We start from the raw sequence: 25,487 nt of genomic DNA on the forward strand, positions 1-25,487 counted from the left end.
CGCTAAGAATATATTGGAAGCACTATGGTAAATCGAGCACCTTTTAATAACGGTGATTGTGAAGCCATGACCTTCCCTCCGTGGAGATTAACAACTTTTTTAACAATAGCTAATCCTATCCCAATATGTTTATCTCCAATTTCGGCGTCTTCGGCAATCGTATATTCAGAAAAAATGTCATCCGCACCATCATCCGGCAAGCCTGGACCATCATCGTCTACGTGGATTAAAATATGACTATTATCCAGCGAAATAGTTAAAGAAATAGTGTGTGCTGCAAATTTCATGGCATTTGTAATCAAATTGGTAACAGCATGCTTTAAAATATTTTCATCTATGTATGCTTTCAAAGAATTTAACTCATTAGAATGAAATGTAATTTCAAATGTCAAGGAAGAATAAGACTCTAATAAATTTCTTAACCATTGTATTATATCGGTCTCAGACCGTTTTAATTTCAATTCGCTTGAATGCATTTTTGAGTAAATCAAAAAAGTGCTGACAAGCCCATTCATATCTGCAATATCTTCTTGGATGCTGTTCAGCTGTTTATTGAGTAGTTCATCTTCAGTGTTTTTCCTTTTAATACTATCTGTCGCCATTTGTATGGTTGATAAAGGGGTCCTAATTTCATGCGCGACAAACCGGCACATTTGTTTATGTGATTCAATCAGTTCTTTTAATTGCTCACCCATGTGGATGATATTTATATACAGTCCATATAAAACAGAGGTGGGACCTATTTTCCGATGAAAATCAAAGTTCCCTTGACTGAAATTTTTAGTTATCTGATACACCTTTTTCATATTTCTAACAAAAAGCAATGAAAAAAAGGCAATAAGAAAAATGGATATAAAAAAGAAAGTTCCTACAAAATAATACATAACATCACTGATTCTTGCCATAACTGGCAGATAGCTTAGTGGGCCAATTTTGAGTATTCCACCACTAAAATTATAGTAGAGAATAACAATTTGTGACGAGTTTTTATTTGTTTCAAATACTAAACGCTTTGTTGATAAAGAATTAATTATATTACCTGGTAAGTGTTTACTTTTAGTTTTATAAACATGAATAGGGAAACCATATATTTTTTCTAACTGTAATAGTTCATTACTCCATGTATTTTTTGATTTTGATAATAAATGTTGAACGATTTGTTTTAAAACAGGATTCATATAATTATAAATAATTTCGTCAGGATCTGAAAAATTGTAAGCTAATGCATACGGGGTATTACCAATTTTTTTATACGCAGTATGTTCTACAATTACCTCGTTTAGAAATTGATAAGTTGTACCTGATAAAAAAATGATTTCACCATGATTTAATTGATTATTCTGCGCCAGGGTGAGTTTTAGACTGTCGATTGCTATAAGATGAATAACATTATCTGTTTTTTTCTTTATTAGTGCATCCCAGTTTGATTTCGGATTATGAATTAACTCTTTTTCTAAACTAATTAAAATTCCTTGTGACATCGTTTGGCCTGCATTAATAACTATCTTTGCCTCAACTGACTTTAAATATTTAAAAAATGCTAAAACGACAATTAAAAAAATCACAAAGAATGCAGTCAAGATTTTTAAATAGATATTAAATTTCATTACCATGTACTCTAAATAATAGATGCCTATTCACAAGATAGTACTCTGGATTATCCTTGATAGTTTAAATATTTAATTCTGGCATAATTATCCTACGTTTTGTCACTCTTTATAACTCTTGTAATTAGCCTATTTAAGGCATCCAAATTATCGATATTCGTTATGGCCTCATCAAATAATGATAAAGTCTCTGGATCGTGTGTTTCTAAATACTTGAATGCTTTTTTTGGACCTTGATAACGCAATTCTTTGAACACAAAATAATCCTCTAGAATTGTGAAGATTGACCAAATATGGCGATATTTTCCTTCTAAATCTCTAGTACACGCCCTTGCCAGCATTTTTTGATACCACACTCTACGTGCTGTAATTTCATCAGGAGGGAGGGACTCAGACAATATTAAAGAAGCTGAGATTTTTTTTAATAACTCTGTGCCAAAATGGGCTTTTTCAACAACAACGATGCCATCTGACATACATAAATGTTCATCAGAAATTGAATCAAAAGCATTTTCAGGATAAACAAAAATATCATGATAAACTTGATGTGCTTCATCAAAGCGTGCAATTCGTTGCTTATCTCCTTTTTCTCTAATCCCTGCAACATCATAATCACTGGTTACTGTGAAGTCTCCTCGTGCGCGGGAGCCATATAAAATAATTGTATGGCAATGATGTAAAGAGATTAATTCATCAACAATGAATTGCAGAACAGCATCATTTTCTAATGATATTTTCTTTTGTGTCATTTCCTTACCTTCTTACTTTGTAACTACGCCATATCAAATACTTACGTTCATTTTTCAAATTTCCAAAAAGTAGATGAATTAAACGAATCACCTGGAATCTATCGGCAAAATCTAGGTAAATTTAGGATAAGATTGGTGGCCTAGTATCACCGAGAATTGGCATCGCTGCAGCCCTTACAGGATTGGGATTATTTGCATATAGTATTTATAACAATTGCCAAGCAGTCAATTCTGGATCTTTGCTGCTCTCAAACAACCTTACTCCTATATAAAAGGGACTCGCACTATAACCAGGCATTGAATCGTGAGTTTTTAATCAATAATTCACAATTCAATGCCTTACCCCATAGGTACAAAATTAGGTTGATGCATTTGACAAGAATGACAGATATGATTATGAATTATTTCCGCCTTTACTTAAGAGCTGCTCCATTTTCTTAAGATCAGCTTGTTTGTTATGAATGGATTCCCCAACTTCTTTAATCTGAGGATCATGGCTACATTTTAATAAGTAAGCCGACATTTGCATGCCGCCATGAAAGTGATCACTCATTTCTTTTAAATACATTTTATCAAATTCTTTACCTGAAACATTCATAAACGACTTCATATCCATGGGTTTCATTCCAGGAATTTGATAATTTGCTTCAGAGGTAGTGGGTAATTTACTGAGTAGCATTTTCATTTTAACAACTTCTCTATGTTGCCTTGCGAGCATTTTCTTTGAAATAGCGACTATTTTCGGATTCTGGGATTTTTTTATAGCTAACTCCATTATTTGCATCCCTTATGCGTGATGAACAATCATCATTTGTAAGAATTCTCTTTCAAGTGCCACTATTTGTTTTTCGCCTTTAGGACAATGATTTTCCTTCATAGACATTTGTCCCATATTGGATTGTTCCATTGCGAAAGCACATGAACTCATTAGCGATATTCCTAAAAGGATTGAAAACTTTTTCATTTACCTACCTCTTGAATTGAGTAAATATTTTAGAAGTATAGATCAATACTAAAAAAGAAGTTTGTTGAATAAATCATTTATTTTCAGCTAAATGCTGATCGTTTAATTTTATTTTTACTATTCTGCTACTCCTTTGCCTAACTATAAGTGTATTTTGCCTAACAAACATAAAGGCAAATATTCTGTGACCAAACGTGTCTCAACTGTAGCGTCACTATGCTGTAATAGGCCGTAGAAGGTTCCTTACGAATTTAAGGCTTCACAAGATATGATTTATAACAAATTTAAAACTAGAGCATCAGGGTTCAGACCAAGGTGTCGGGGGTTCGAGCCCCTACGATCGCGCCATTTTTAGGCTGTTCGCTCCATAAATGATCACACCTTGTCTTGCTTCCGGTAAAAAGATAAAATACGCAACGGTGACACCCTGGGACACTAAGCAAGGATTCAGGCTTAGCAGGCAACACAATTAGTAAAGTTAACATCACCACCCTGTACTCCTATGTTGCCATTCACAAAAGCCAAGCAGATCAAGCGTACCGATATTTACAAAGTGGAAAATTAAAAGAACGCAAAGTTCATGTGCGTAAAATAAATCGATTTTTTAAAACCCTGCGAAAAACTTAACACAACAATTGGAAAAAAGAGGCAATTATTATGTAAAATCCTAATAATACAGGCCTTTGGATAGAGTAGATAAATCATTATTAATATCAGGATCACTTAGATGAAAATACAAGAAGAGCTTCATGAACGTGGGGCTCTTAAAATATCAATAGCTGTTACCCTTCTCTTAGCCATGGTAGGTATTTTATTTGGGCTATTTTCGGGTTCATTGGCTATCGTCTTTGACGGTATGTTCAATATGGTGGATACCGTTATATCAATCCTAGCCTTATTTGTCGCCCGTCTTGTAACAAGTAAGGGTAATCGGAGATTTCAATATGGTTACTGGCATATTGAACCTATGGTTCTTGTTTTGAATGGTAGTATCCTAATACTTCTTTGTAGTTATGCGATGATAAATGCAATTGGTAGTTTAATGTCTGGTGGGCATGAACTGAATTTTGATTGGGCATTTGTGTTTGCTCTTTTAGTATTTTTTTTATCAACTGGCATGTATTTTTATTTGATTAAAAAAAACCGCAAAATTAAGTCTGAATTCCTGCGATTAGACATTCAAAGTTGGTTAATGTCTGCTTTGATTTCCTCATCTCTCTTATTAGCATTTGGCATCGCTGCATTGTTGCAGGGTGGGGTCTACGCATATTTTACTCCCTACATTGATCCCCTTATTTTAGCGATTCTTACTGCTTGTTTGATTTTTGTACCTATGACTGCGGTCCGGGATGCCACAAGAGACATATTTCGCATGGCACCCTTGGATCTTGATGAAAAAATAAGAGAATTTTTAGATGAGCTTATCAAACAACGTGATTTTAAAACTTATACAAGCTACGTTGCAAAAATAGGACGAGCTCAATTTATTGAAATACATATTGTAGTGCCTATCGATTACCCAATTTCAAGTATTGAAACATTGGATGAAATTCGTAATGAAATCGCGTTGGCTATTGGAGAAGACACGCCACAACGTTGGCTAACCATTGCCTTTACTGCAAATGAAAACTTGATTTAGCAACGTTTTATTCAGGCTATCCATAAGGATATATGTGAAAGTATGCTATCAAAAATTAGAGTTAATACCAAATGAGTTCATGATTTTAGTAAATGAATCTGCAGATTAAATAGCAAGCCTGGTTGCTAGCAACAAGTTTGCTTATGGAAGTTCCAGAATAAGATACAGACTATTAACCCCGCTGCATCAAATAAAAATAAATAGCTAATTTGATCTGAAGATTCTTTAATAAGAAAGATATTCTCAAAATATCAAACGATTTCAACATCTTCTGCATGAGGCCCTTTTTGTCCTTTTACTGCCTTAAACAAAACACTGCTACCTTGCGAAAGAGTTTTGAAATCAGTCGATTGAATTGTACTAAAGTGCGCAAAATAATCTTTTCCATTATTTTCAATTAAGCCAAAACCCTTGCTCTCTGACTGGCATACCTGGGTATGAGGAAATGACTTGCATGGCGGGCAAATTGGCTGAAGGCAAAAATCTTTTGGAAGATTAAAAATTGCAAGAACACCCATCAAAAGGATAATCAAGCAAGCCACAATATTAAGATGGGGATAATGAATTGCTGTTGATACTAAACCTGTCCCTATACCTTTTCCTGATTCTTCCATTTACAAAACTTAATTATTAAATAAGGAAAACATGGTGCATTAGTATGTTGCTGTTTTTATTAAACAGCAACATGCTAACCACTTCTTCCCTCCATTGATATAATGTTTTACCTAGAGTCTTTAGTGAGTCGAAAGGACTTTCCTTCAGACTGGCACGAGTTTAAGAAAGAGAGGCATTAAACGTGTACAGTGCTTTGCAGTGCGATGTTTTCGCATAAGTAATCGATGCAATCGCTGTTTAAAGTAATATATTGCCCCCTTATTTGGGGTAGAGCCTGGATTTTTTCGATCGCCTAGGACGACAACATTCTGCAGAGGATATTGTGAAGATTTTTATATAAGTAACTCGGTCGATTCTCTATCCGATTCTAGTGCTCATTAATCGCTAGCCCATCTAAAAATGAACTAATATAGAATAAAAGAGAAGTAAATTAACCTTAGGGAGCTAAAAATGAATCATTATAGATTACGAGTAACGGATAAGGAAACAATAAAAATAATTAAAGATATTGGTGGTTACGAAAACCTTCTTGAAAATGGCCAGGATACTTGGGCTAATACTGAAGTTGACGCTAGATTGAAATTAGTGCAGCAAAACATTTTTTCTAATTTTGGAAGAAACCGGGGACAACTACACCCAAGTAAAGAATGTTATAGAGGATTAAATGATATTTGGACTGACCCTAATAAAGTCGATATAAAACTTATTTGATCCTTGATTAGGATCTTCAAAGTTTTTCTAACCTACCAGGAGTTATAGGTACCCCCTATAGAGGAATAACAATGTGACTTGATTAAGCACCATACAATATATTATATTTTCTTTGTCGTTGAATTGCCTCAATATAAGTAAACATTGCCGTCACACACCAAGTTGATGTGACAAAACACCGCTTAGTCCCTATCGGTATTTGTAATATAGTTTATTAGCCAATTAGATGTTATAATTTGATTTGTATCGTTTAATTAAACCCTCTACTCTCTTCTTATTGCCTATCTAGGGAAATTCATTTTTATCCTGTAATTTCTTTATCTCACCTTATAGTCATTAGGAGCAATTAGCTATTTATATAGGATATCTATGAGCTACCAAACGTGTCATTATTGTTTAGAAATTACAAATTATTTTTCCTTGAGAGGTAAATCACGAGCTATAAATGGAAAGTTCCTTTGCTATCAACTTTGTCCATCATGCACTCAAAAATTAATTAGTATTAATAGTTTCTCTGATAAAGAAAGCCGTCAATTTTTTATAAACGCAGTAAAAGAAAACGCTCAAAAATTTCCCCTTTATGTTGATGAATAGCGTTAAAATTAAGGTAATTTAAGAGCATATTAATAGGAAGTCGTTCGAAATTCTTTTTCAATCAGATTCGTATTGTTATTAGTAATTTGACCATTGTAATTACCAAACTCTCCATCTTGCTGGGTTAGCATCCATATTAAAAGAGAGTCTAAATTATTCCCCGAGGATTGTTTAATTTCGATGTCATCAAAATATATTTTTGCGGTATAGGTAAACATTTTTTTCTCGATATGAAAGTGTATAAGCGCAGATAAGTACGAGCGAAGAAAGGTATAATATGACTAAGCGAAGAAAGAAAATAAAATGTTTATACAATCCTTTGTTATATTATAGCATATGTAGGGTGGGTTTAGGGTTTTAAACAACTCGCATGCTACAAATTAGATTGACATTTAATCTTAAAGAGTAGTATCCTAGTCTAAGCTAGAAAGTGTCTATTTTTATACTCTCCAAATCGTCGTTTTATTCATTTAATCCCTCGTTCTGTAGTTTTTTAATTCTTGACCGGTTTCCGGCTAAATTCGCCTATACAGGCATTTAAATAAATACTTAAGGATACTTATGTCTAAAACAGTAAACGGAGTGGTTAAATGGTTTAACGAATCTAAAGGATTTGGTTTTATTGAGCAAGAAGCAGGGCCGGATGTATTTGCTCACTTTAAAGAAATTTTAAGTTCTGGCTTTAAAACCCTTACAGAAGGTCAGCGAGTGCAATTCATTGTGACTGAAGGAGCAAAAGGTCTTCAAGCACAAAATATAATAGCTCTTTAATTTAAGTAGTTAGTTTTATTGAACCACTACATCTCTTTGTAGTTGTAGTGGTTACTTGAAGCAAACATCACATAAAATAAAATGCTAGGAGTTGAACAAAACGATGCGGCATTTTGAAAAAACATGATAAAACTTTACTCAAGTTATCAAAAATCATCCACTCCGTTTATTTTCAATGAGTTAGATTATTTGTATCCAGGGAGCAAATTAATGGTAAAAATGTTCGTATTTACCATCAATTGTTCAGAAGCACTTTTATTCAGCTAACGCATCATTAAATTTGATGAAAACGGTTGATAAATCAATTCCAGCTTTATTAGCGCCACAGGCTCAGACCCTTTTTTCTGATAGCATGAAATCAACCTATCAACGGCTCGATACTAGTACTCATCATCGTTATTTTATCCCATATTGATCAGAAGGAGGATGAAAATCTGGTTTAAATTCATCGACGAATTGTAAATCGGATAGCTCAGCGCAAACTTGAACTGTACCATTTTTCTCTTGTTCATAAATATCGGTTTTATAATCACACAGTTCTTTTGAACAATACCTGACGGGTCCCATACCTCCTTGCGTATAAACTTGTAATAAATAGGCGGCTTGAGGATGTTCGCTCTTGATAGAGTTACAAAGCTCTGCAATTTGAGGGATATCCGAAAATAACTTAGCCTGGGTATGATTTGCTACGAAAACCCGCCCTCCCTTATCTAGAATGTCTACAATAGCTTTTCTAAGTTCATTAGTTAAAACACCATCATCAACAACAAAACAACCAAAAACTTCTACTGTTAAATTTGGATTATTTTTAAGGGTAAAAGTATCTTCACCCTCTTCTCCTTTATTTTCAAGGTTGTGAATACCTTTAAACATATCAGTTCCACCTAAGAAATTTCCATCAATTAGAAGTGCATGAACTTTGTTTTCTTCCGCTATTCGTTTTAAATAGGTAGGTATCGCTTGTTCCTTAGTTCGTGAATAATTAGTTCCACAACCTATACTGATAAATAGAACGTTTTCCTCAATATGGCCAAGTGAGTTCAGTAAATTTTCATAAGATTTAAGTTGTGATTGAAGTTCATGTTCACTAATGTTTGGTTCATATTCCTTTATGATTTTATGATAAGCTTCAGTATCCCATTTTGTACCTGAGTTAGAATTAGACTCTTTAAAAAACATGTGCCATCTCCATAAGTTGTACTGTTTTTATTATAGTCAACAAGTTTCATCAGGCGCATCACTTTTAGTTTTGATGACAAATATATGTTTGCAGACTGTGACTTCGCAGCAAAAAAGCTTGGAATCATTATTTTCGCCTCAACCCATTGATTTTATTGCGACAGCTAGCTAACCTTGCTGCCCTTTATAGGAGCACGGTTGCTTATGACACCAGCCCAAGAATTACCCATTTCATTGAAAAATCACAGGAAGAAGTGGAGCAAATCATTGCAATAGTTCGCTCATCAAACTTACCTGAGGGCACAAAATCTTTTGTCATAGGATGTATTAGCCTGGCTCCATGGATACCGCGATGCTTGCAGCCCGAGCCTACATGGAGAAACTGCTGTCATCCAAACAAGTCGAGCCTAATGATTCCTCCACTAGGCCACCAAGCCAGTTTGCCCCGCCTGACCCTTTCTGGCAGAGCCAAAAACCACTCGCATCATACACCAACAGTTTGACTGAGGTGTGCATTCGATTGGTAAAAACAAATACGGTACAGTTGTATGGGGTATCAGGCAGCTTTTGTCGGCATAAGGCTTTTAAACCACCATTTTGCGGTACAAGCCAAATTAAATCTAAATTTTAAGCACTGTCCTACAGCTCTAGTCTCGTTGTTGAATAACGCAGTGAATAACTTTCTCCTACACATCGAGTAACATACACAGTGGAATTCTTCTTAAGAATTGAATTACTGAGGTAGAATTTCTGCATTCCACCTCAGAAAGTTAGTTTCTATTTTAATTTCCAGGAGCCAAAATAATTTGCTTATCATTGTCAGATGATGCTCCATCTTGATGCGTCTCTTCATGGGGGATATTCCTTTTGAAAAAAGAGTCAACCTTTCTCCTGAAAAAAACCACCTTGTTAACAAAACGCTGATAATCCTTACTTCTATCCTCCATGTATTCAGCCATGCGAATGGCAGTGGCTAGCTGGGCTTTAACTTTGGGATTGATGGCTTCACTGGCATTAACCTGCTTTAACACCTCCATCAGCTCTTCCGTCGATAATTCTTTTTGGAAGTCTCGTAATGCCAAAAGTCCCTTACGTATTCGCATTAAATAGCGGGTTGGTTCACCCGCTTTAAGCGCTTTTCGAATATGCTCTGTTAACAGCAGATCAAAGTTGGTATGAAACAATCTATTTTTTAATGCCGCTCTGGGAAGGTCGGACAGAACCTTCGCTAATTGCTTTAACTCCACTTCATTGGGTGGTTGCAAAGACATTTCACCGAAATCATATAAACCCAACTGATGGTTCTGATGCCGTAATTGATTACCATGACGGTCGGAATCAAAACAACCACCCTGAAGAATGTTAATAAGCTCTACCGTGATGATTGCTTTAGCAATGGCTCGACGAACTTCCTTGTCTTCCGGAGTTTGGTCAGGAAGCTCATTGAATTCGGTTCCATAAATACGCTCGATGAATCGATAGCCTTCGCCACTTTTAATCAAATGAGCCGGTTTTAGGGTAAAAGCATGAGGTTTATCATCAACGTTCACTGTAATCGAACCTGTATATAGCTTGGCTGCAATCAGGTTTTGCTGCTCACTTAACTTCCTGTCCATTTCAATTTTCGACAATTCTTTGGCTTCCTGGATAATCGATAAAATGCTGTCCCGAATAGGCTCCATATCGATATGCGAGCAAGATTCAATAGTCTTTTGCAAGTGCATAAAACCTTCTTGCGCATTTTTTGCTGCATTTTCACGCAACATCAATAGCACCACATCCTGTCCATTTTCTAACTCTGCTTCCAGAGCTAGGTTATAAGAGGCCGAGCCTAAAAGAGCTCCGACTCGTTTAATCATTTTGCGATCGTCACGGGAAACCACTTCGCGCAGGAGCCGCCATAATTGCCATCGATGGGGTGGATTGGCTCGTCCTTTCAAGTGATCCAGATCACGGCGAATAGCCTCAGGTGTATTCGGATGACTATGAACTGCTTGAGCCAGTTTCACATAGGCAGGCCCCATGTGTTCACATAGCATGGCTAGTTTTTTACCTGCACTGGGTGATTGCCTAGCCCCACTCGACTGATTTGTGGCTACTAACATTCCTGCTAACAAATGGCTGCGAATGTATTTGTCCGCTGAGTCCAGATAAGCTTTCAGCAAGGAATAAGCAAAATTTTCTTCTTTATCTGTTTCGGCATGCGGGAATAACTTATGGGCAACGTAGGAAAAGGCTTCTTGGTAGGCATCTTCCATCTCAGCAGCTGTTTTTACTTTGCTGGCCGGAATAAGCAAGTGATCCACAATTACCGCTCGCTCTTCCAGGCTTACATCCCAGAACTGCGCGTAAAAAGTCCTTAGCATGAGCGCAGTAGTCCCTGGTTTTTCATTTTCACTTTCTTCCAAATTACCAATGTAGCCCAACAGCTTTGCAAGGTCGTTTATTTTTTGATGGCTTAATAAATAACTGGAAAATTTTTCTGTTGTTTGACGACTGATAGGAGAAGAAATAAATTCCAAAAATTCCTTGATGTCGTTTTTGTCTTCGCTTAGTTTTCGAGAAGCTGCGGCGAGGCTACTAATAGAAAAATCGATCTTTTCCTGTTGATTAGTCGATAAATATTTATCAGGCTCCAACAAAATACCTAAATGTTCAGTCACTTCCCACTGTGACTCGATGCTATTGGCCAATAGTGAAAGCATTAATGTGACATCACGTTTTGCCATATTTTTATACAGATGATCAATCACAGCGATCATCTTTTCTCTGTATTTCTGAGATTGGTCATCCTGACCATATTTATTTCTTAGGTCTTTGACTAATTGCTCAATGGCTTCATTACGCAGAGAAATAGAGCTAATCGGGAGAGTGATTGCATTTTCTACAAAGAGAAGTTCTTCCAATGCCTGGATACGCTCATCGGGATCTGATATCTCTTTTATCCGTTGGATAACCAGCCGAGCAAAATGCTCTTGCACCTCTGGGGAGGGAAAGAGCAGTTGCGAATCAAACATACGATAAATAAGGATTAAATCATTAGCTGTTAAATGGTTTGTTCCACTGGTTTCTTGAGGTAAATTCCAGAGGAATGATTTAAATAGGCAAGCACGCTCGACAGGATTAGGCACAAACTGAATAGCAAGTTTGAGTAAGGCTATTGTCTCTTTGCTTAATACCTCATAATTTCCATATTGTTGGATATGTTCCTGCAAAAAGATAGCTGCTATAGAATAGACCAGCAGCCAATTCTCAATTGTTTTATTAGTTAAAGGAAGTAACTGCCCCAAACAATCAAGACTGAATGAGTCAAAAGGCAAGCGAAAAATATGAATAAATGCCTGAGGTGGAATTTCATACAAACTCATTGAGCTCGCTCTAAGAAATTTCAGTTGTTCTTCCGTGGTAAATAAATCAAATTTTTTGTCCTGAAATTGCTGATTAATAACAAATTGAACATAGGCAGCATTATAATGTAAGGTCGATTTTACTTCATTTGAAGCCTGTAACAAGTGCTCCAGATCTCGTTTATCTTCTCGTCCCAGAAAAAAGCTTTTCACAACGGCTTGCTCCTCTGGAGTTCCATTGATGGCTATATTGGTAAATTCATTCAGCAAAAATTGAATGGCTATATTGTCAATATTGCGAGCCTTATCTTCTGAAGGTTTGATTAATACGGGCCAATTCAAATCATAATATTGTTTCAATTTCTCATCAAAAGAGGCCCCACTAAAAAACATCTCGAAGTTGACGTTAAAGTTCTTAATCACCTTATCCGATAAAAACGTCAATATAGCCTCACTATAATAACCATTATAGGAATCAAGCTCTGGGGGCAATGTAGTAATAGGTTTGGTCTCATCATAATCAAGGACGAAAGACAATAGTTTTTTGTCAGGCAATAAAGACCATACGTTGTGATCACCAGTAACGCCAAGGCGCCATAGTGTCTCGGCAATAATAGAACTCTCATCTTTTTCTGCCCATGCAAGATGACTCGACCAAGGCACCTCTGTAACCTTATTTTGCGGTGCAAAAGTATTCCACTTAATATGCTGACCAATAACTGAACCAAAAAATCGTTCGTTTCCGACAGGCATGCGCTGATGGATTTCCTCAAATTGATAGCTATGAAGTCTTGCTCGTCCCTGCGGATGCTTAAGATGATCGGTGAGGTTTTCTTGTAACGCTTTGAGTGACTCAGCTGCCTCTCTCGCTTCCTCAAAACTTTTTGCTTTAACAAACGCATCAAAGGCATCGTTTAAGACCCTGAAAGGTCCAAGTGGAGGTAGTTGGACGTTACTATTCAAATAGTTTCGACCAGTGAAATGTTGATGGACAAGAGCCAGATAAATTTGTTCAAAGGCAGGGATTCGCAAGTTAAAAGCCCGTTCAATCAATTCTTCCGCTGTTTTTTTCACTTCCGCATCATTTAAATTAATGTCCATCGCATACAAAATCTGGCAGAAATCCCGAACCTTAATTCCAACACTAGAGGTTATTTCATAGGGTAATAACTCAACGGTTAGCTCTGCTAATTTGGATTTTAAAAACTTAAGTTTCGCTACGGTACTCTGACATGCATCACATTCTTTTTTAAAGAAAATTTCACGTTGAATCGGAGCGACCGCTTTTAAAATAGTATTTGGCAAAGACGAGTGTTGTTTTTCATTGCGTTCATTTTCTTTGATAGCCAACAAGGTTAACAAATTTTTAATACGTTGATGATAATCGGCCAATGCAAGTTGATAATCATGAACCAAATAAGATTGATGGACATGACTAACATCCCATTGATGTTGCTCTTGAAAGTGAATGCTTTTCCTTAAGTAACTAATACCTGCTGTTATATTATGACACTGTTCAATCGTTAGTTTATCGAGTTTGAATTGTTCACTGGCTGAAATTTTATAATAAATTCCAACCCCTTCGTGTTTCATGTAAAGTAACTCATTGGCTAAAGCGAACTCTAATTCTTCAACTGTATAAACGCCATTTTGCATTTGCTTAAGAAAATCACTGTGAATGACAACCGCGGGTTTAGGAAGTCCGGCCAGCGTATTAACCAATTTATCGCCTGTCGTTGTAATAAAAATGTCAATGGACTCTTCGAAATTAGGAGGGCGTAATTTATTAATCAGTTCATTAAGAAATGTTTTGGTTTCTTCAAGTCCTACTTCATCCAACGAGTGCAACTGATGTTCTTCCATCACCAGTGGCCTACGTTTTTCTATGTCGCCGTTCCCTGTCATCTGATAATATTTATTTGCATCCCGGATTGCAGAACGTAGGGTATAATCATCCTCCGTAAATTGGATGGACTCCCATTTTGCCCCTTTGGGATAGGAGATATAAAAATAAGGTAAGGAGTGATAGTCCTCTGTAAGACAAGCGATCCCATTCCATGGGTCTAAAAGGATCCCCTCCCATTGGCTGATGTCATTGAGAGGGCTATCGGGATTACGGTCAAGGACTAAAAAAGTATGGCCATCTGCCGGGTTACCTTCATCATCAAGATAATCAATAGTAATTTTTTCAACGGTTGTATTACTATCAATTAAATATTCATCATATAATCTTTTAAGGGCAATGGCGGTATGTTCCTCACAAAAACCCGTACTGATTTCTGGCCTATCAAAATATTCTGCGGTGGCAAATAGAGTTGATTTTTGGATTGCTTCTCTAACCTTTTTATCACTCTTTCCTTGAAGAAGTAGAGCATTTTCTCGGTTAAATTGCTTTTGAAAGGCATCTCGATGTTCGGTCAATTCAAGAGTTTTTTTAAATCGATAAGCTAATTCTTTATCGTTAATAGTTAACTCTTCTCCTTGACATAAAATTTGTATGAAAGATTCAGCATTTTTTTCAAGATAGTCATCCATTTCAGTGAGGCTAATATCACTGCTTCCTCTTCCCAGCAGTTTTAGTGTTCTTGCAATTTGTTGGCATAAAATAGAAGACTGTTTGAGAATAATTTGCTTGAAACTTTGCCTCTGATTAGGAGTTAGATTGTGCGGCGATTTTACCTGCTTATCGAGACAAAATTCCTTAAAACGCTCATTAATAGACTCAAAAATATGGTTCTCGATTTGCTTTTGTTTTACATAGCGTTCATGCTCCTCGGACTTCTTATCATGAACTTCCAGATACTCCATTTCGTATATGCACGACTCTAATTGCTCATCTCTTGGAGTTCTTGCCCTTCTGGCCTCTTCATACGCTTTTATTTTGCTACGCTCAATCTGTTCAAACTCTTCATATCGATTCGCTGGCAAAGGAATTTTTCGATTAATTGAATCTTTAATCTCAATACATTTGTTTAATAAATTTTTTCTCAGCTCTTTGTCTTTCATATGAATCCCGCTAATAGTTAGTTTGCATAGTAGTATGTTAAAAATTTCGTTACTTTAAACATAAATAAGAACCATGAATTGAATCTTGTGAAAGTATTAAGACCATTTAGCCCACCTTTTACACCATATTCTCTTTTCAGCTTATGAACCTAAATTACGCCATTCTTCAATCTTTTTGACAACTTATTGATATTGTTGTTATTTTTATACTCAATAATGTTACACGCTATATGAAAATTGACTTGAAGAAACAGGTAGCTTTTCAAAAAGACCACCAGCTATGCCGTCTTAAGTAATGTAAGTACTCTCAACAGTCCAGGTGAGACTTAACTAATTACAGACTAGGGAAAAGAATTCAAAGGTTTGGGGGTCTGGAGGAGTTGTAGCTATTCTAAGGATATCAATAACTTCCAAAGATGGAAATTGAAATGAATGTCTTTCTCGAGAAGAGAGAGTAATGCTGTTATCGATGTTCCGCTCATACATTTTTCTATTTGGAGCTGCAATCTCTGGCTTCTTACAAATAACTAGTTCAGGATTAGTGTTACTAACTCCTAAGTTGGTGGAAGCTGGATTTAAGGCCTGGAAAAATATAATATTCATTTAGAAAACATATTTGCGCGCATTTTGTTGAATTATTGCACAGAGAGGATGTTTTAACAATATCAGAAAGGCAAAAAAGTAACAATAAATATTGATAGAATAGATTAACACCCAATACTCATCAATAGGATTGACTTATAAACTTAAAAAATAGTACCCTAGCCCGAGCTAGAAAATGTCTCTTTTTATACTCTCCAAATCGTCGTTTTATTCATTTAAACCCTCGTACGGTAGTTTTTAATTCTTGACCGATTTCCGGCTAAATTCGCCTCTACAGGCATTTAAATAAATAGCATTTTTTTATTTTTTACATCTATATATCAAAGTATTTTATTCACAAAGTTTCAACTGACGGCATTTATCATAAGAGAAAAAAAGTTATGGAAAAAATTAGTTGGTAAAAACATGACGCCCAGTGAGATCATACCTAATGTCAATTAAGCACAGAGAGAAAGCTCCATGACTCAAACAGAACAGACTTCCCAAAACCTATCATTCACTCAGCTCCCTCTTCGAGAAGAATTAATAAAGAGCCTTGCTTCTTCAAATTATGAAAATATGACCTCTATTCAAATGCACAGCCTGCCCATAATTCTTCGAAATGAAGATATTATTGCTCAAGCAAAAACAGGAAGTGGAAAGACCGCTGCTTTTGCTTTGTCCTTATTAAATAATTTAAAAATTTCTTTTTTTGGAGTACAAGCCTTAGTTCTTTGCCCTACTCGTGAACTAGCCGAACAAGTAAGTCAAGCGATTCGTCGATTAGCCTGTTTCATCCCTAATGTCAAAATTATTAATTTATCTGGTGGTATACCAATGAAGCCTCAGCTTGATTCTTTACGACATGGAGCTCATATCATTGTAGGAACACCGGGAAGAGTTCTTAAGCATTTAAAAAACGTCTCTTTAGACTTATCTCAGGTAAAAACTTTGGTTTTAGATGAGGCAGACAGAATGCTGGATATGGGTTTTCTTGATGACATTAAAAACATTATTTCGGTTTGTTCCAAACAACGGCAGACTCTACTTTTTTCTGCGACTTATCCTGAAGAAATCAAACAACTTTCAAAACAATTTATGAAAGACCCCAAAGAAGTTCGTGTAGAAACCCCTCCTGAAGAAACGGATATCGAACAACATTTTTACGAAGTCTCAAAACAAGCTCAGAAATATCCCTTATTAAAATCATTACTGCTGCACTATCGCCCCGTATCAACATTAATATTCTGTAATACCAAGCAACAAACAATGGAAGTAACAGACCAACTGATACACGAAGGCTTCTGTGCCCTCGCTTTAAATGGAGATATGGAGCAAGCCGATCGTGATCTTGCTGTCTTGCGTTTTGCCAACCAAAGTTGCTCCATTCTTGTCGCCACTGATGTTGCAGCACGAGGACTTGATATAAAGGAACTTTCTGCAGTGATTAATTTTGATCTTGCTTTTGATAACGACGTCCATATTCATCGTATTGGTCGAACTGGACGAGCAGGAAGTAAAGGCATTGCCTTAAATATTACAACACCAGCAGATGCGCAACGAATTTGCGTCATTGAAGACAATCAACCGCAACCTATTCATTGGGGAAACATTGATGAACTAAAAAATAAAAGCCCTACTCTGTTAACTCCAGAAATGGTTACACTATGTCTTGCTTCCGGTAAAAAAGATAAAATTCGCCCCGGTGACATCCTTGGGGCATTAACCAAAGATGCAGGATTAGCAGGCAACACCATTGGCAAAATTAACATCACCCCCATGTACTCCTATGTTGCCATTCACAACAGCCAAGCAGATCAAGCGTACCAATATTTACAAAGTGGAAAATTAAAAGGACGAAAAGTTAATGTGCGAAAAATAAATTAATTCTAAGCCCTTTAAGGATGAATGACTTAAATAAAATATTAGAGTACTTTGGGACTCAATGTCACAAGGATTGTCTTGGGCGTAAATGAGGCTTTTTGACATCTTTATCTTCACCTAAGATCTCAAAAAGCCCTCCGTTTGATTCAGATTGAATAGGATCTATAACCTCAACATTAATGCGTGCTTCAGTTATTTGATCTTCATTTCGCTCGATGCTTCAACGCGTTTCGTACACCAGCTCCATATTCTTTATCGACTTGATCAAATAATTTAATTTGCCGCTCAATAATGAAATCAGGAACGCTCTCCATGCTTTCGGCTATGTTTGCATAGAGTCTTTGCTTTTGTTCTTGATTAAACAAATGGAATAATTTTCTTGGCTGGCTATAATCATCAGGATCCTGGTGTCGATCATATCGATCGACATCTCCGTTGATAGGCAAAGGTGGCTCGTTGTATTTCGGATCTTCCTTTGGCCCCGAAAAACTGTTCGGCTCGTAATAAGCTTCGGAGTACTCTGTATTATTATCGTAAAAGCGTAATGAACCATCCTTGTGATAATGATGTACAGGACATTTTGGGGCATTAACCGGTAATGATTCGTAATGGGTCCCTATTCGATAACGGTGTGCATCTGCATATGAAAAAATACGCGCCTGCAACATTTTATCTGGAGAAAAACCAATTCCAGGAACAATATTGGAAGGGGAAAATGCAAGTTGTTCGATTTCAGCAAAATAATTCTCAGGATTTCGATTCAGCTCTAAAACTCCCACGTCAATTAACGGAAAATCACGCTGTGACCAAACTTTGGTAAGATCGAAGGGATTGTATTCTAAACTATTCGCCTGATCTTCAGTCATAATTTGCACACAAAACCGCCATCTTGGATAATCACCTTGGGCGATGGCTTGGAATAAATCTTCCTGAGTCGACTCCCTTGTACGACCTATCACCTCAGCGGCTTGTGCATTGGTCCAATGTTTATGCCCTTGCATGGTTTTACAATGAAATTTGACCCAAAATCGCTCATTTTTTTTATTTATAAAACTGAAAGTATGAGAACCAAAACCATCCATAAAGCGAACGGATTGAGGTAACCCTCTATCTGAAAATAAAATGGTAACTTGGTGAAGACTTTCAGGCGATAAGGACCAGAAATCCCACATTGCTGTCGGTGAACGAAGATTGGTTTTGGGGTGTCTTTTTTGTGTATGAATAAAATCTGGAAATTTATAAGGGTCACGAATGAAGAATACTGGAGTATTATTACCTACAAGATCCCAATTACCTTGCTGTGTATAGAACTTTACTGAAAATCCACGCACATCTCGCTCAGCATCTGCAGCCCCCATTTCGCCAGCCACTGTTGAAAAGCGTGTAATTAATTCTGTTTTCTTTCCTACTTCTGAAAATAAATCAGCTTTTGTGTAGGCAGTGATATCATGGGTCACTGTTAAAACGCCATACGCACCCCACCCTTTAGCATGAACTACACGCTCGGGTATTCGCTCTCGATTCTGGTGCGCCAATTTTTCAATTAATTGGTAATCTTGAAGTAAAAGAGGCCCTCTGGCTCCAGCAGTTAAAGCATTTTGATTATCACCAATCGGGTTACCACCAGTAGTGGTCAAAGTGAGCTTTTTCATTTATGAGTCCTTATCTGATTATCCCGTCCGTCCGCGGTATTAATTATTTTAATTGTAAATCCACTCAAACTAATCTTTCACTCTTGTGAGTGCACTTTTTTATTTTTTAAGCTATTGCAATAATCTGATTCAGCATGATTGCATGCAGAGAGATCATTCTTCCCTTAAGAGTTACAATATTCCATAAGTACGGCATTCTGCAACTGATTTCGCTTTGCGGCACCAATAAGCGTGGGGCCTATATAGCTACCTATAACTCCTTGAGCAAAATACCCTTGCCAAAGTTTCTTCATTCACATAAATTACCAAACAATCTGATGAAAAAGGAATTTTTTTTGAAAAAAAGGATTGCAGTAATTGGCTCAGGAATTTCTGGTTTAACGAGTTCCTATGTTTTAAGCAAAAACCATGATGTTTCCTTATTTGAGGCCAACGATTATCTTGGTGGTCATACACATACTCTATCGGTCGAAACCGAAGAAACTGTGTACTCGATTGATACCGGGTTTATCGTTTTTAACAAAAGAACATACCCCAATTTTTGTAAATTGCTTGAAGAGTTAAATGTAGCAACTCAAACCAGTGAAATGAGTTTTAGTTATCGCGCCGATCATAGGGGGCTTGAGTACAGTGGTCATAATTTAAATACTCTTTTTTCAGATCGTCGAAACCTTTTTAAATTAGACTTTTATCACCTAATCAAAGACATCATTTTATTTAATGCTGATGCAAAAAAATTCTTAGCTCGAACCAATGATCTCGAAATAACCATCAATGACTTTATCAAGGAAAACAACTACTCAGAACAATTTAGAGAATGTTATCTCATTCCAATGATGGCTGCTATTTGGTCTAAAAATAAAGAAGATACCCTAAATTGTTCTGCTATCTTTATCTTACAATTTTATAACAATCATGGACTTCTTGATTTGTTTAATCGACCGCTGTGGTATGTTATCAAACAAGGCTCAAAAAACTATATTACACCGATGCTTGAGCGGCTTAAAGATCAAGTGTACTTAAACTCCAAAGTAGAGCGAATAATACGAGAAACGAATAAGATTAAGATAATAGTCAACTCTGAAGAGCACGTCTTTGATGCGGTCGTATGCGCTACTCATAGTGATCAAGCGTTAACCATGCTCGAGAAACCTACTCCTGAAGAAATCAATATTTTATCGGCAATAAAATATACTGAAAATGAAGTAGTTCTTCATAAAGACAAAAATGTAATGCCAAAAAATAAAAGGGCTTGGGCAAGTTGGAATTACCTCGATAACCAAAGCGCTGCTCCTACACTAACTTATTACATGAATCGATTGCAATCCATTCATTCCAACCATGATTTTTTTGTATCAGTTAATCTTTCGAATGAAATTGCGGAAAATCAAATAATCCAAACATTCAACTACGCGCATCCCTGCTTGACTGTGTCTGCTTTAAAAGCTCAAAAGCAAATTAATTTGATTAATGGGATGAATAATACATACTATGTTGGAAGTTATTGGGGTTATGGCTTTCATGAGGACGGGGTCAATAGTGCGATCAATACCTGTAAGCTGCTAGGAACCTAGATGATGAACCATCTCATTTTTACAGGACATGTACGACATCGCCGCTTTTTTCCAAAAAAGCATCAGTTTTCATATAAGTTATTTATGTTCTGCTTTGATTTAGCTCAGATAAATAATACCTTCAAAGACATCAAACAGGTTTCCATAGAGAAGTTTAATTGGTTTTCATTGAAACGCAAAAATTATCTTAATGAATCGACTATCCCTCTTGATGAATACGCTCGCCAATTGGTGATGAATCGATATGGAACTTACCCAAAGGGAAAAATCTATTTATTAACCCAACTGAGTTGTTTAGGATATTGCTTTAACCCCATCAGTATTTATTTTATTTTTGATGAGGCAAATCAAAATTTGGATTATTTAATTTTGGAGGTCACCAATACTCCCTGGGGAGAACGGCATAATTATGTGTTGGAGTATTCAGCCCAACCTAAAAATGAAATTTATTCGTATCAATTTCAAAAAGAACTGCATGTCTCCCCCTTTATGTCGATGAATTATTCCTATCACCTCAATTTGAAACTAAATAAAGAAAAAATTGTGGTTCATATGGAAAATCATATTGAAGGAAAAAAGGATTTTGATGCAACATTAATGTTAAAAGCCCAAGATAATTGCTCCATTAAAAAAGTATTTTGGCATTATCCTTTAATAACATACAAAGTTTCAGCAGCAATTTATTGGCAAGCATTAAAATTATGGATTAAGGGTGTTCCATTTCATGCACATCCAAGCTCTAATAAAAGGACATCGAATGGACAAAAATAATCATTTAGCTACTCAAGGCTCAAGACTTTCCAAAAAAATTTTTTTCACGTTATTAAATGGCATCACCCACGGTTCCATTAAAGTCCATGACGTGAATGGTAGCTATGTTTTTGGTAATGAAAAAGAGAAAAATGATTCAATTGCCAACATCACCATCAACCACCCCAAAGCCTATAAATCCATTCTCATGGAAGGCTCTGTTGGTGCCGGAGCAAGTTACATTGATGGTTATTGGGATACAGATGACCTACAAAAATTAATTGCGATGATTATTAAAAATGACGCCCTCTTCAATCAGATTGAGAGTCCCATCGCCCGTTTTTTTAGTTTCATGAGAACAATAAACTATAAATTAAAAATGAACTCGATTCGTCGCGCTAAGGAGAATATTCTAGCTCATTACGACTTAGGAAATGATTTTTTTAAATTAATTCTCGACCCATCGATGATGTACTCATGCGCTCTTTATAAGCCATCGGATATAAGTTTGGAGGAAGCATCTCAGAATAAAATTCGGGCCATTTGTAACGCATTGCAACTAAAACCCAGTGACCATATTTTGGAAATAGGTACCGGATGGGGTGGATTTGCATGTTTTGCCGCTAAAGAATATGGATGTAAGGTAACGACAACGACGATTTCAGAAAAACAATACCTCTATGTCAATGAAAAAATAAATCAATTGGGCTTAAATCATCAGATTAAATTATTAAAAGAGGACTACAGAAAACTGTCCGGACAATATGATAAAGTCGTTTCAATCGAGATGATTGAGGCCGTTGGGCATAAATATTTTGATACATTTTTTCAGCAATGCCATCAGCTATTAAAACCTGGAGGTTTATTTTTCTTACAGGCAATTGTAATTAATGATCAAGCCTATGAAGCAGCAAAAAATGAGGTTGATTTTATTAAGAAATACATTTTCCCTGGGGGTTGCCTGCCCTCTGTGTATTCCATAAGTAAATCAATTGCCAACAAAACAACACTGCAATTGCTTTCATTAGAAGACATAGGCCATCATTATGTCTCTACCTTGAATGATTGGCATAAAAACTTATTAACCAATAAAAACGAGATTTTAGCACAAGGATTTACTGAATCTTTTATTCGCACTTGGGAGTTCTATTTTTGTTATTGTGCTGCTGGTTTTCAGACCAATTACATCAGCGATATTCATGCCTTGTGGCGAAAAAGACGATGAATACATTACATTACCTCATTCACACAACTGCTTATTATGTTGCTTGGTTCACTTGCATCACGCTAGCTGCTCAAGGATATGCATGGATAAGCGCTCTGATTGTGGTTGCTTGTGTTATGTTGCAGTTGTACTGGCAACATCAAACGGGAAGAACGCTAGAAGGGCTATGGCTTTTATTAGTAATAGTCATCTCTATAAGTACTCTAATTGACAGTGCCCTGGTTTATAAAGGAATAGTCATTTATTCAGCAAACCCTTTTTCCCCCTATTTTACTTCCCCTTGGATGATAACAATATGGATAAGTTTTACGGTTGTTTTATATGCCACATTAAGTAACCTATTTGATCACCTATTTTTACTCGGCTTTTTGTCATGCGTAGGTTTTGCCTTGGCATTTCGCATTGGTGCAAGCTTAGGGGCTGCTTTTTTTCCTTATGGCAGCAATACGACTTGCCTTTTCATCGGGGCGGTTTGGTCAATTGTATTGCCATTTTGCGTGTACTGTTATCAAAAGATAAAGGGTGATAATTAATGTATTCTATCAGCATTGTAGTGATTTATCTTTTTTTACAAATGAGTTTTATGTGGGGTTTGTATCGTATTCTAAAGAATCCTTCTGTTGTTGATGTCTCATGGTCATTAGGATTAATGGTTTCAGGTTTAATCTATTTAGGCTTAACCCCTTTAAGTTTTCGTACTCTAATTATTGGCTCTCTTCTCATTTTATGGGCTTTACGCCTTGCATTTTATCTATGGTACACGCGAATAAGAAAAGGACATGTAGATAAGCGCTATATTGAACTCAGTACCAATTGGAAAATTAGCCCCTCTCTTGGTTTTTTTCTTAACTTTCAACTCCAGGGGCTGCTCATCCTAATCATTTCAAGTGTATTTTTACTAATTAGCAAATCAGGACTGACTCATATTACCATGATCGATATCCTTGCATTTTGCATAATTACAGTGGGAATAATGGGAGAGACTATAGCAGATTTACAATTGCAACGTTTTAAAATACGACATAAAGGGGAAGTGTGTAACAAAGGTTTATGGAATTATTCACGTCATCCTAATTATTTTTTTGATTGGTTAAGCTGGATGGGATTCGCTTTATTTGCGATACAGTCCAATAATGGATACCTAGGCTTACTTTCCCCTTTGATGCTTTATGTTATTTTTACACGTATGACAGGCCCCATGACCGAAAGAGGCTCCATAAAATCACGGGGACAAAAATATATTTATTACCAAAAGCAAACTTCAATGTTTTTTCCTTGGTTTAAGAAAAAAAGCGGTTCTGAATGAAGGCAGCAAATAAACTACTCAGTCCACATAAGACCATGCCCCAAATAAAATCGATTATTGTGATTTTCAAAGGCCAGTTCGCAAGGATTGAGTAGTTGGTGAAATCATAGATCCCATAGGTTACAAATCCCAGGATTACTCCACCAGCGAGAGCCAGCATGTAATTCCCTTGTGCGCCGGGCAAGACGAAATAAACGATCCCTAATGCGATGCACACATAAACAACTGCTGCAGCCCACCAAATAGGAGCCATGCCTGTACCCGATTTTCGTAACAACATACCGATGTTTTGGGCATAAACCGATTTCGCAATGATGCCCAACCAAATCATATCCAACACAAAGATACATACCATTGTTAAGAAAAAGAGTCCTATAAGTTTCATTGTCGTTCCCCTATGGATAGCTAGTTTTTAGCTAAATTCTGCTCTAATAAAGATTTGGGCACTGGTTTAACATCCCAGACGATACCCATGAGTTCTAAAAGTTTGATTAGGTAATAAGTGATATCAATTTCCCACCATCGAAACCCCTGACGCGCCGATGCGGGGTAATGATGGTGGTTATTATGCCAACCTTCACCAAGCGTAATGAGAGCAAAAAACAGATTATTTTTACTGTTATCCGACGTTTCATAACGTCTTGTACCATATACATGACACAGGGAATTAATGATTACGGTTGTATTAAATAATGCTACCAAGGAAACGCTGAAGCCCCAAACCAACATTTCACCGATACCGGTGTTCCATTGTGGTGCATAAGTCTGAAGAATCCAACCGGTCACAAAAAGAGCAAAAAACAATAATGCTGGCATTAGAATGTCATAACGCTCGAGAAAAACGAGTTCTGGATATTGCTCCAAATCTCTAACTCGCTCCGGATTATAATGGTAATGTTTTTTAGTAAGAAACCAACCTACATGACTCCACCAAAACCCGTGTTGTACTGGGGAGTGTGCATCCTCCGGGGTATCAGAGACCATATGGTGCTGCCTGTGATGCGCTGCCCACCAAAGAGGACCGCGTTGGGCTGAGGTTCCTGCAAGGGCTGCAAAAATGAATTGCCAAAAGCGATTGGTTTTGAATGCCTTGTGTGAGAAATATCGATGATAAAAAGCACCAATGGTAAACAAACGAAAAACATAGAGAATCACTGCGACACTCAAGGCAATCCAACTGAAATGCACATAGAAAATCAGTAAACAGCTCAGGTTAACCAAAATAAAAGGAATCGCACGAATCCAATCGATTGTATTGTTTAATGGTTCGTTAGGATTGTAGTTATTTTTGTTCACAATCCAATTCTGTATCAAAGCTCCTAAAGACTTCAT

General features: G+C 36.6%; 22 protein-coding genes and 2 pseudogenes. 10 read left to right on the forward strand and 14 right to left on the reverse strand.

Annotated elements, in window-relative coordinates:
• Positions 1 to 2: 2 nt before the first annotated feature.
• From EL022_RS13605 to EL022_RS16120, 4 genes are all read right to left on the reverse strand, one after another.
• On the reverse strand, positions 3 to 1,607 hold the full coding sequence (locus tag EL022_RS13605; RefSeq protein WP_028380053.1) for a sensor histidine kinase: 1,605 nt from the start codon (positions 1,605 to 1,607) through the stop codon (positions 3 to 5).
• Positions 1,608 to 1,699: 92 nt separating this feature from the next.
• Positions 1,700 to 2,356, reverse strand: coding sequence for a nucleotidyltransferase domain-containing protein (locus EL022_RS13610; RefSeq protein WP_028380052.1), 657 nt, complete (start codon positions 2,354 to 2,356; stop codon positions 1,700 to 1,702).
• Positions 2,357 to 2,750: 394 nt separating this feature from the next.
• Entirely contained in the window at positions 2,751 to 3,131 is a 381-nt protein-coding gene (locus EL022_RS13615; protein ID WP_028380051.1) for a DUF305 domain-containing protein, read from the reverse strand.
• Between the two features lie 12 nt (positions 3,132 to 3,143).
• Entirely contained in the window at positions 3,144 to 3,284 is a 141-nt protein-coding gene (locus tag EL022_RS16120) for a hypothetical protein (protein WP_155832642.1), read from the reverse strand.
• A gap of 407 nt (positions 3,285 to 3,691) precedes the next feature.
• On the opposite strand from EL022_RS16120, the pseudogene EL022_RS16715 reads away from it, so the two are divergent.
• Positions 3,692 to 3,947, forward strand: a pseudogene (locus EL022_RS16715) (DbpA RNA binding domain-containing protein); the annotation flags it as partial.
• Between the two features lie 100 nt (positions 3,948 to 4,047).
• Positions 4,048 to 4,959 carry a cation diffusion facilitator family transporter gene (locus EL022_RS13625; RefSeq protein ID WP_028380050.1) on the forward strand — a complete coding sequence of 304 codons (912 nt, stop codon included), beginning with the start codon at positions 4,048 to 4,050 and terminating at the stop codon, positions 4,957 to 4,959.
• A gap of 251 nt (positions 4,960 to 5,210) precedes the next feature.
• On the opposite strand, the gene EL022_RS13630 is transcribed toward EL022_RS13625, so the two are convergent.
• Positions 5,211 to 5,426, reverse strand: a complete 216-nt coding sequence (locus tag EL022_RS13630; protein WP_051544426.1) for a cold-shock protein — start codon at positions 5,424 to 5,426, stop codon at positions 5,211 to 5,213.
• A 190-nt stretch (positions 5,427 to 5,616) separates the two neighbouring features.
• Positions 5,617 to 5,840 (reverse strand): annotated as a pseudogene (locus tag EL022_RS13640) (ISL3 family transposase); the annotation flags it as partial.
• 184 nt (positions 5,841 to 6,024) lie between these two features.
• Here EL022_RS13640 and EL022_RS13645 point away from each other — a divergent pair.
• A complete protein-coding gene (locus tag EL022_RS13645) occupies positions 6,025 to 6,285 on the forward strand; it encodes a hypothetical protein (RefSeq protein ID WP_028380049.1) in 261 nt (86 codons plus the stop codon).
• Between the two features lie 623 nt (positions 6,286 to 6,908).
• On the opposite strand, the gene EL022_RS13655 is transcribed toward EL022_RS13645, so the two are convergent.
• Complete coding sequence (locus EL022_RS13655; protein WP_035900412.1) at positions 6,909 to 7,097, reverse strand: hypothetical protein; 189 nt, start codon at positions 7,095 to 7,097, stop codon at positions 6,909 to 6,911.
• Between the two features lie 343 nt (positions 7,098 to 7,440).
• Between EL022_RS13655 and EL022_RS13660 the strand changes: the two genes are divergently transcribed.
• Positions 7,441 to 7,650, forward strand: a complete 210-nt coding sequence (locus EL022_RS13660; protein WP_028380046.1) for a cold-shock protein — start codon at positions 7,441 to 7,443, stop codon at positions 7,648 to 7,650.
• A gap of 396 nt (positions 7,651 to 8,046) precedes the next feature.
• Here the strand turns inward: EL022_RS13660 and EL022_RS13665 are convergent, their stop codons facing one another.
• The 3 genes from EL022_RS13665 to EL022_RS13675 form a co-directional block, all read right to left on the reverse strand.
• On the reverse strand, positions 8,047 to 8,829 hold the full coding sequence (locus EL022_RS13665) for a hypothetical protein (protein WP_028380045.1): 783 nt from the start codon (positions 8,827 to 8,829) through the stop codon (positions 8,047 to 8,049).
• A 369-nt stretch (positions 8,830 to 9,198) separates the two neighbouring features.
• Entirely contained in the window at positions 9,199 to 9,444 is a 246-nt protein-coding gene (tnpB, locus tag EL022_RS16805; RefSeq protein ID WP_081776844.1) for an IS66 family insertion sequence element accessory protein TnpB, read from the reverse strand.
• 167 nt (positions 9,445 to 9,611) lie between these two features.
• Positions 9,612 to 15,182, reverse strand: a complete 5,571-nt coding sequence (locus tag EL022_RS13675; RefSeq protein WP_028380043.1) for an AarF/UbiB family protein — start codon at positions 15,180 to 15,182, stop codon at positions 9,612 to 9,614.
• A gap of 1,062 nt (positions 15,183 to 16,244) precedes the next feature.
• Here EL022_RS13675 and dbpA point away from each other — a divergent pair.
• The gene (gene dbpA / locus EL022_RS13680; protein WP_028380042.1) at positions 16,245 to 17,651 is read left to right on the forward strand and encodes an ATP-dependent RNA helicase DbpA; all 1,407 of its coding nucleotides are present in this window, start codon (positions 16,245 to 16,247) and stop codon (positions 17,649 to 17,651) included.
• A gap of 200 nt (positions 17,652 to 17,851) precedes the next feature.
• On the opposite strand, the gene EL022_RS13685 is transcribed toward dbpA, so the two are convergent.
• Positions 17,852 to 19,300, reverse strand: a complete 1,449-nt coding sequence (locus EL022_RS13685) for a catalase (RefSeq protein WP_028380041.1) — start codon at positions 19,298 to 19,300, stop codon at positions 17,852 to 17,854.
• Between the two features lie 164 nt (positions 19,301 to 19,464).
• Positions 19,465 to 19,593, reverse strand: a complete 129-nt coding sequence (locus tag EL022_RS16635; protein ID WP_277873293.1) for a hypothetical protein — start codon at positions 19,591 to 19,593, stop codon at positions 19,465 to 19,467.
• A 42-nt stretch (positions 19,594 to 19,635) separates the two neighbouring features.
• Between EL022_RS16635 and EL022_RS13690 the strand changes: the two genes are divergently transcribed.
• From EL022_RS13690 to EL022_RS13710, 5 genes are read left to right on the forward strand one after another with little or no spacing between them, the layout of a single operon-like run.
• The gene (locus tag EL022_RS13690) at positions 19,636 to 20,874 is read left to right on the forward strand and encodes an NAD(P)/FAD-dependent oxidoreductase (RefSeq protein ID WP_028380040.1); all 1,239 of its coding nucleotides are present in this window, start codon (positions 19,636 to 19,638) and stop codon (positions 20,872 to 20,874) included.
• The gene (locus tag EL022_RS13695; protein WP_028380039.1) at positions 20,875 to 21,645 is read left to right on the forward strand and encodes a DUF1365 domain-containing protein; all 771 of its coding nucleotides are present in this window, start codon (positions 20,875 to 20,877) and stop codon (positions 21,643 to 21,645) included.
• A complete protein-coding gene (locus tag EL022_RS13700) occupies positions 21,632 to 22,849 on the forward strand; it encodes an SAM-dependent methyltransferase (RefSeq protein ID WP_028380038.1) in 1,218 nt (405 codons plus the stop codon). The genes EL022_RS13695 and EL022_RS13700 overlap by 14 nt, the downstream gene beginning before the upstream one ends.
• A complete protein-coding gene (locus EL022_RS13705; protein ID WP_028380037.1) occupies positions 22,846 to 23,382 on the forward strand; it encodes a DUF2878 domain-containing protein in 537 nt (178 codons plus the stop codon). The genes EL022_RS13700 and EL022_RS13705 overlap by 4 nt, the downstream gene beginning before the upstream one ends.
• Positions 23,382 to 24,155: a DUF1295 domain-containing protein gene (locus EL022_RS13710; protein WP_028380036.1), complete on the forward strand. Its 774-nt coding sequence runs from the start codon at positions 23,382 to 23,384 to the stop codon at positions 24,153 to 24,155. Before EL022_RS13705 ends, EL022_RS13710 begins: the two co-directional genes overlap by 1 nt.
• On the opposite strand, the gene EL022_RS13715 is transcribed toward EL022_RS13710, so the two are convergent.
• Together EL022_RS13715 and EL022_RS13720 are read right to left on the reverse strand one after the other, a co-directional pair.
• Complete coding sequence (locus EL022_RS13715) at positions 24,130 to 24,540, reverse strand: DUF2177 family protein (RefSeq protein WP_028380035.1); 411 nt, start codon at positions 24,538 to 24,540, stop codon at positions 24,130 to 24,132. The genes EL022_RS13710 and EL022_RS13715 overlap by 26 nt on opposite strands.
• Positions 24,541 to 24,560: 20 nt before the next feature.
• Complete coding sequence (locus tag EL022_RS13720) at positions 24,561 to 25,487, reverse strand: acyl-CoA desaturase (protein WP_028380034.1); 927 nt, start codon at positions 25,485 to 25,487, stop codon at positions 24,561 to 24,563.

It is taken from the genome of Legionella cherrii (assembly GCF_900635815.1).
In the GTDB taxonomy this organism is placed as follows: Bacteria; Pseudomonadota; Gammaproteobacteria; order Legionellales; family Legionellaceae; genus Legionella; species Legionella cherrii.

Coding starts and splice junctions, on each gene's coding strand:
- EL022_RS13605 (WP_028380053.1), bottom strand. CDS start 1,607: ATGAAATTTAATATCTATTTAAAAATCTTGACTGCATTCTTTGTGATT.
- EL022_RS13715 (WP_028380035.1), bottom strand. CDS start 24,540: ATGAAACTTATAGGACTCTTTTTCTTAACAATGGTATGTATCTTTGTG.
- EL022_RS13610 (WP_028380052.1), bottom strand. CDS start 2,356: ATGACACAAAAGAAAATATCATTAGAAAATGATGCTGTTCTGCAATTC.
- EL022_RS13695 (WP_028380039.1), top strand. CDS start 20,875: ATGATGAACCATCTCATTTTTACAGGACATGTACGACATCGCCGCTTT.
- EL022_RS16120 (WP_155832642.1), bottom strand. CDS start 3,284: ATGAGTTCATGTGCTTTCGCAATGGAACAATCCAATATGGGACAAATG.
- EL022_RS13645 (WP_028380049.1), top strand. CDS start 6,025: ATGAATCATTATAGATTACGAGTAACGGATAAGGAAACAATAAAAATA.
- EL022_RS13685 (WP_028380041.1), bottom strand. CDS start 19,300: ATGAAAAAGCTCACTTTGACCACTACTGGTGGTAACCCGATTGGTGAT.
- EL022_RS13720 (WP_028380034.1), bottom strand. CDS start 25,487: ATGAAGTCTTTAGGAGCTTTGATACAGAATTGGATTGTGAACAAAAAT.
- dbpA (WP_028380042.1), top strand. CDS start 16,245: ATGACTCAAACAGAACAGACTTCCCAAAACCTATCATTCACTCAGCTC.
- EL022_RS13705 (WP_028380037.1), top strand. CDS start 22,846: ATGAATACATTACATTACCTCATTCACACAACTGCTTATTATGTTGCT.
- EL022_RS16635 (WP_277873293.1), bottom strand. CDS start 19,593: ATGAAGAAACTTTGGCAAGGGTATTTTGCTCAAGGAGTTATAGGTAGC.
- EL022_RS13710 (WP_028380036.1), top strand. CDS start 23,382: ATGTATTCTATCAGCATTGTAGTGATTTATCTTTTTTTACAAATGAGT.
- EL022_RS13655 (WP_035900412.1), bottom strand. CDS start 7,097: ATGTTTACCTATACCGCAAAAATATATTTTGATGACATCGAAATTAAA.
- EL022_RS13660 (WP_028380046.1), top strand. CDS start 7,441: ATGTCTAAAACAGTAAACGGAGTGGTTAAATGGTTTAACGAATCTAAA.
- EL022_RS13665 (WP_028380045.1), bottom strand. CDS start 8,829: ATGTTTTTTAAAGAGTCTAATTCTAACTCAGGTACAAAATGGGATACT.
- EL022_RS13700 (WP_028380038.1), top strand. CDS start 21,632: ATGGACAAAAATAATCATTTAGCTACTCAAGGCTCAAGACTTTCCAAA.
- EL022_RS13615 (WP_028380051.1), bottom strand. CDS start 3,131: ATGGAGTTAGCTATAAAAAAATCCCAGAATCCGAAAATAGTCGCTATT.
- EL022_RS13675 (WP_028380043.1), bottom strand. CDS start 15,182: ATGAAAGACAAAGAGCTGAGAAAAAATTTATTAAACAAATGTATTGAG.
- EL022_RS13625 (WP_028380050.1), top strand. CDS start 4,048: ATGAAAATACAAGAAGAGCTTCATGAACGTGGGGCTCTTAAAATATCA.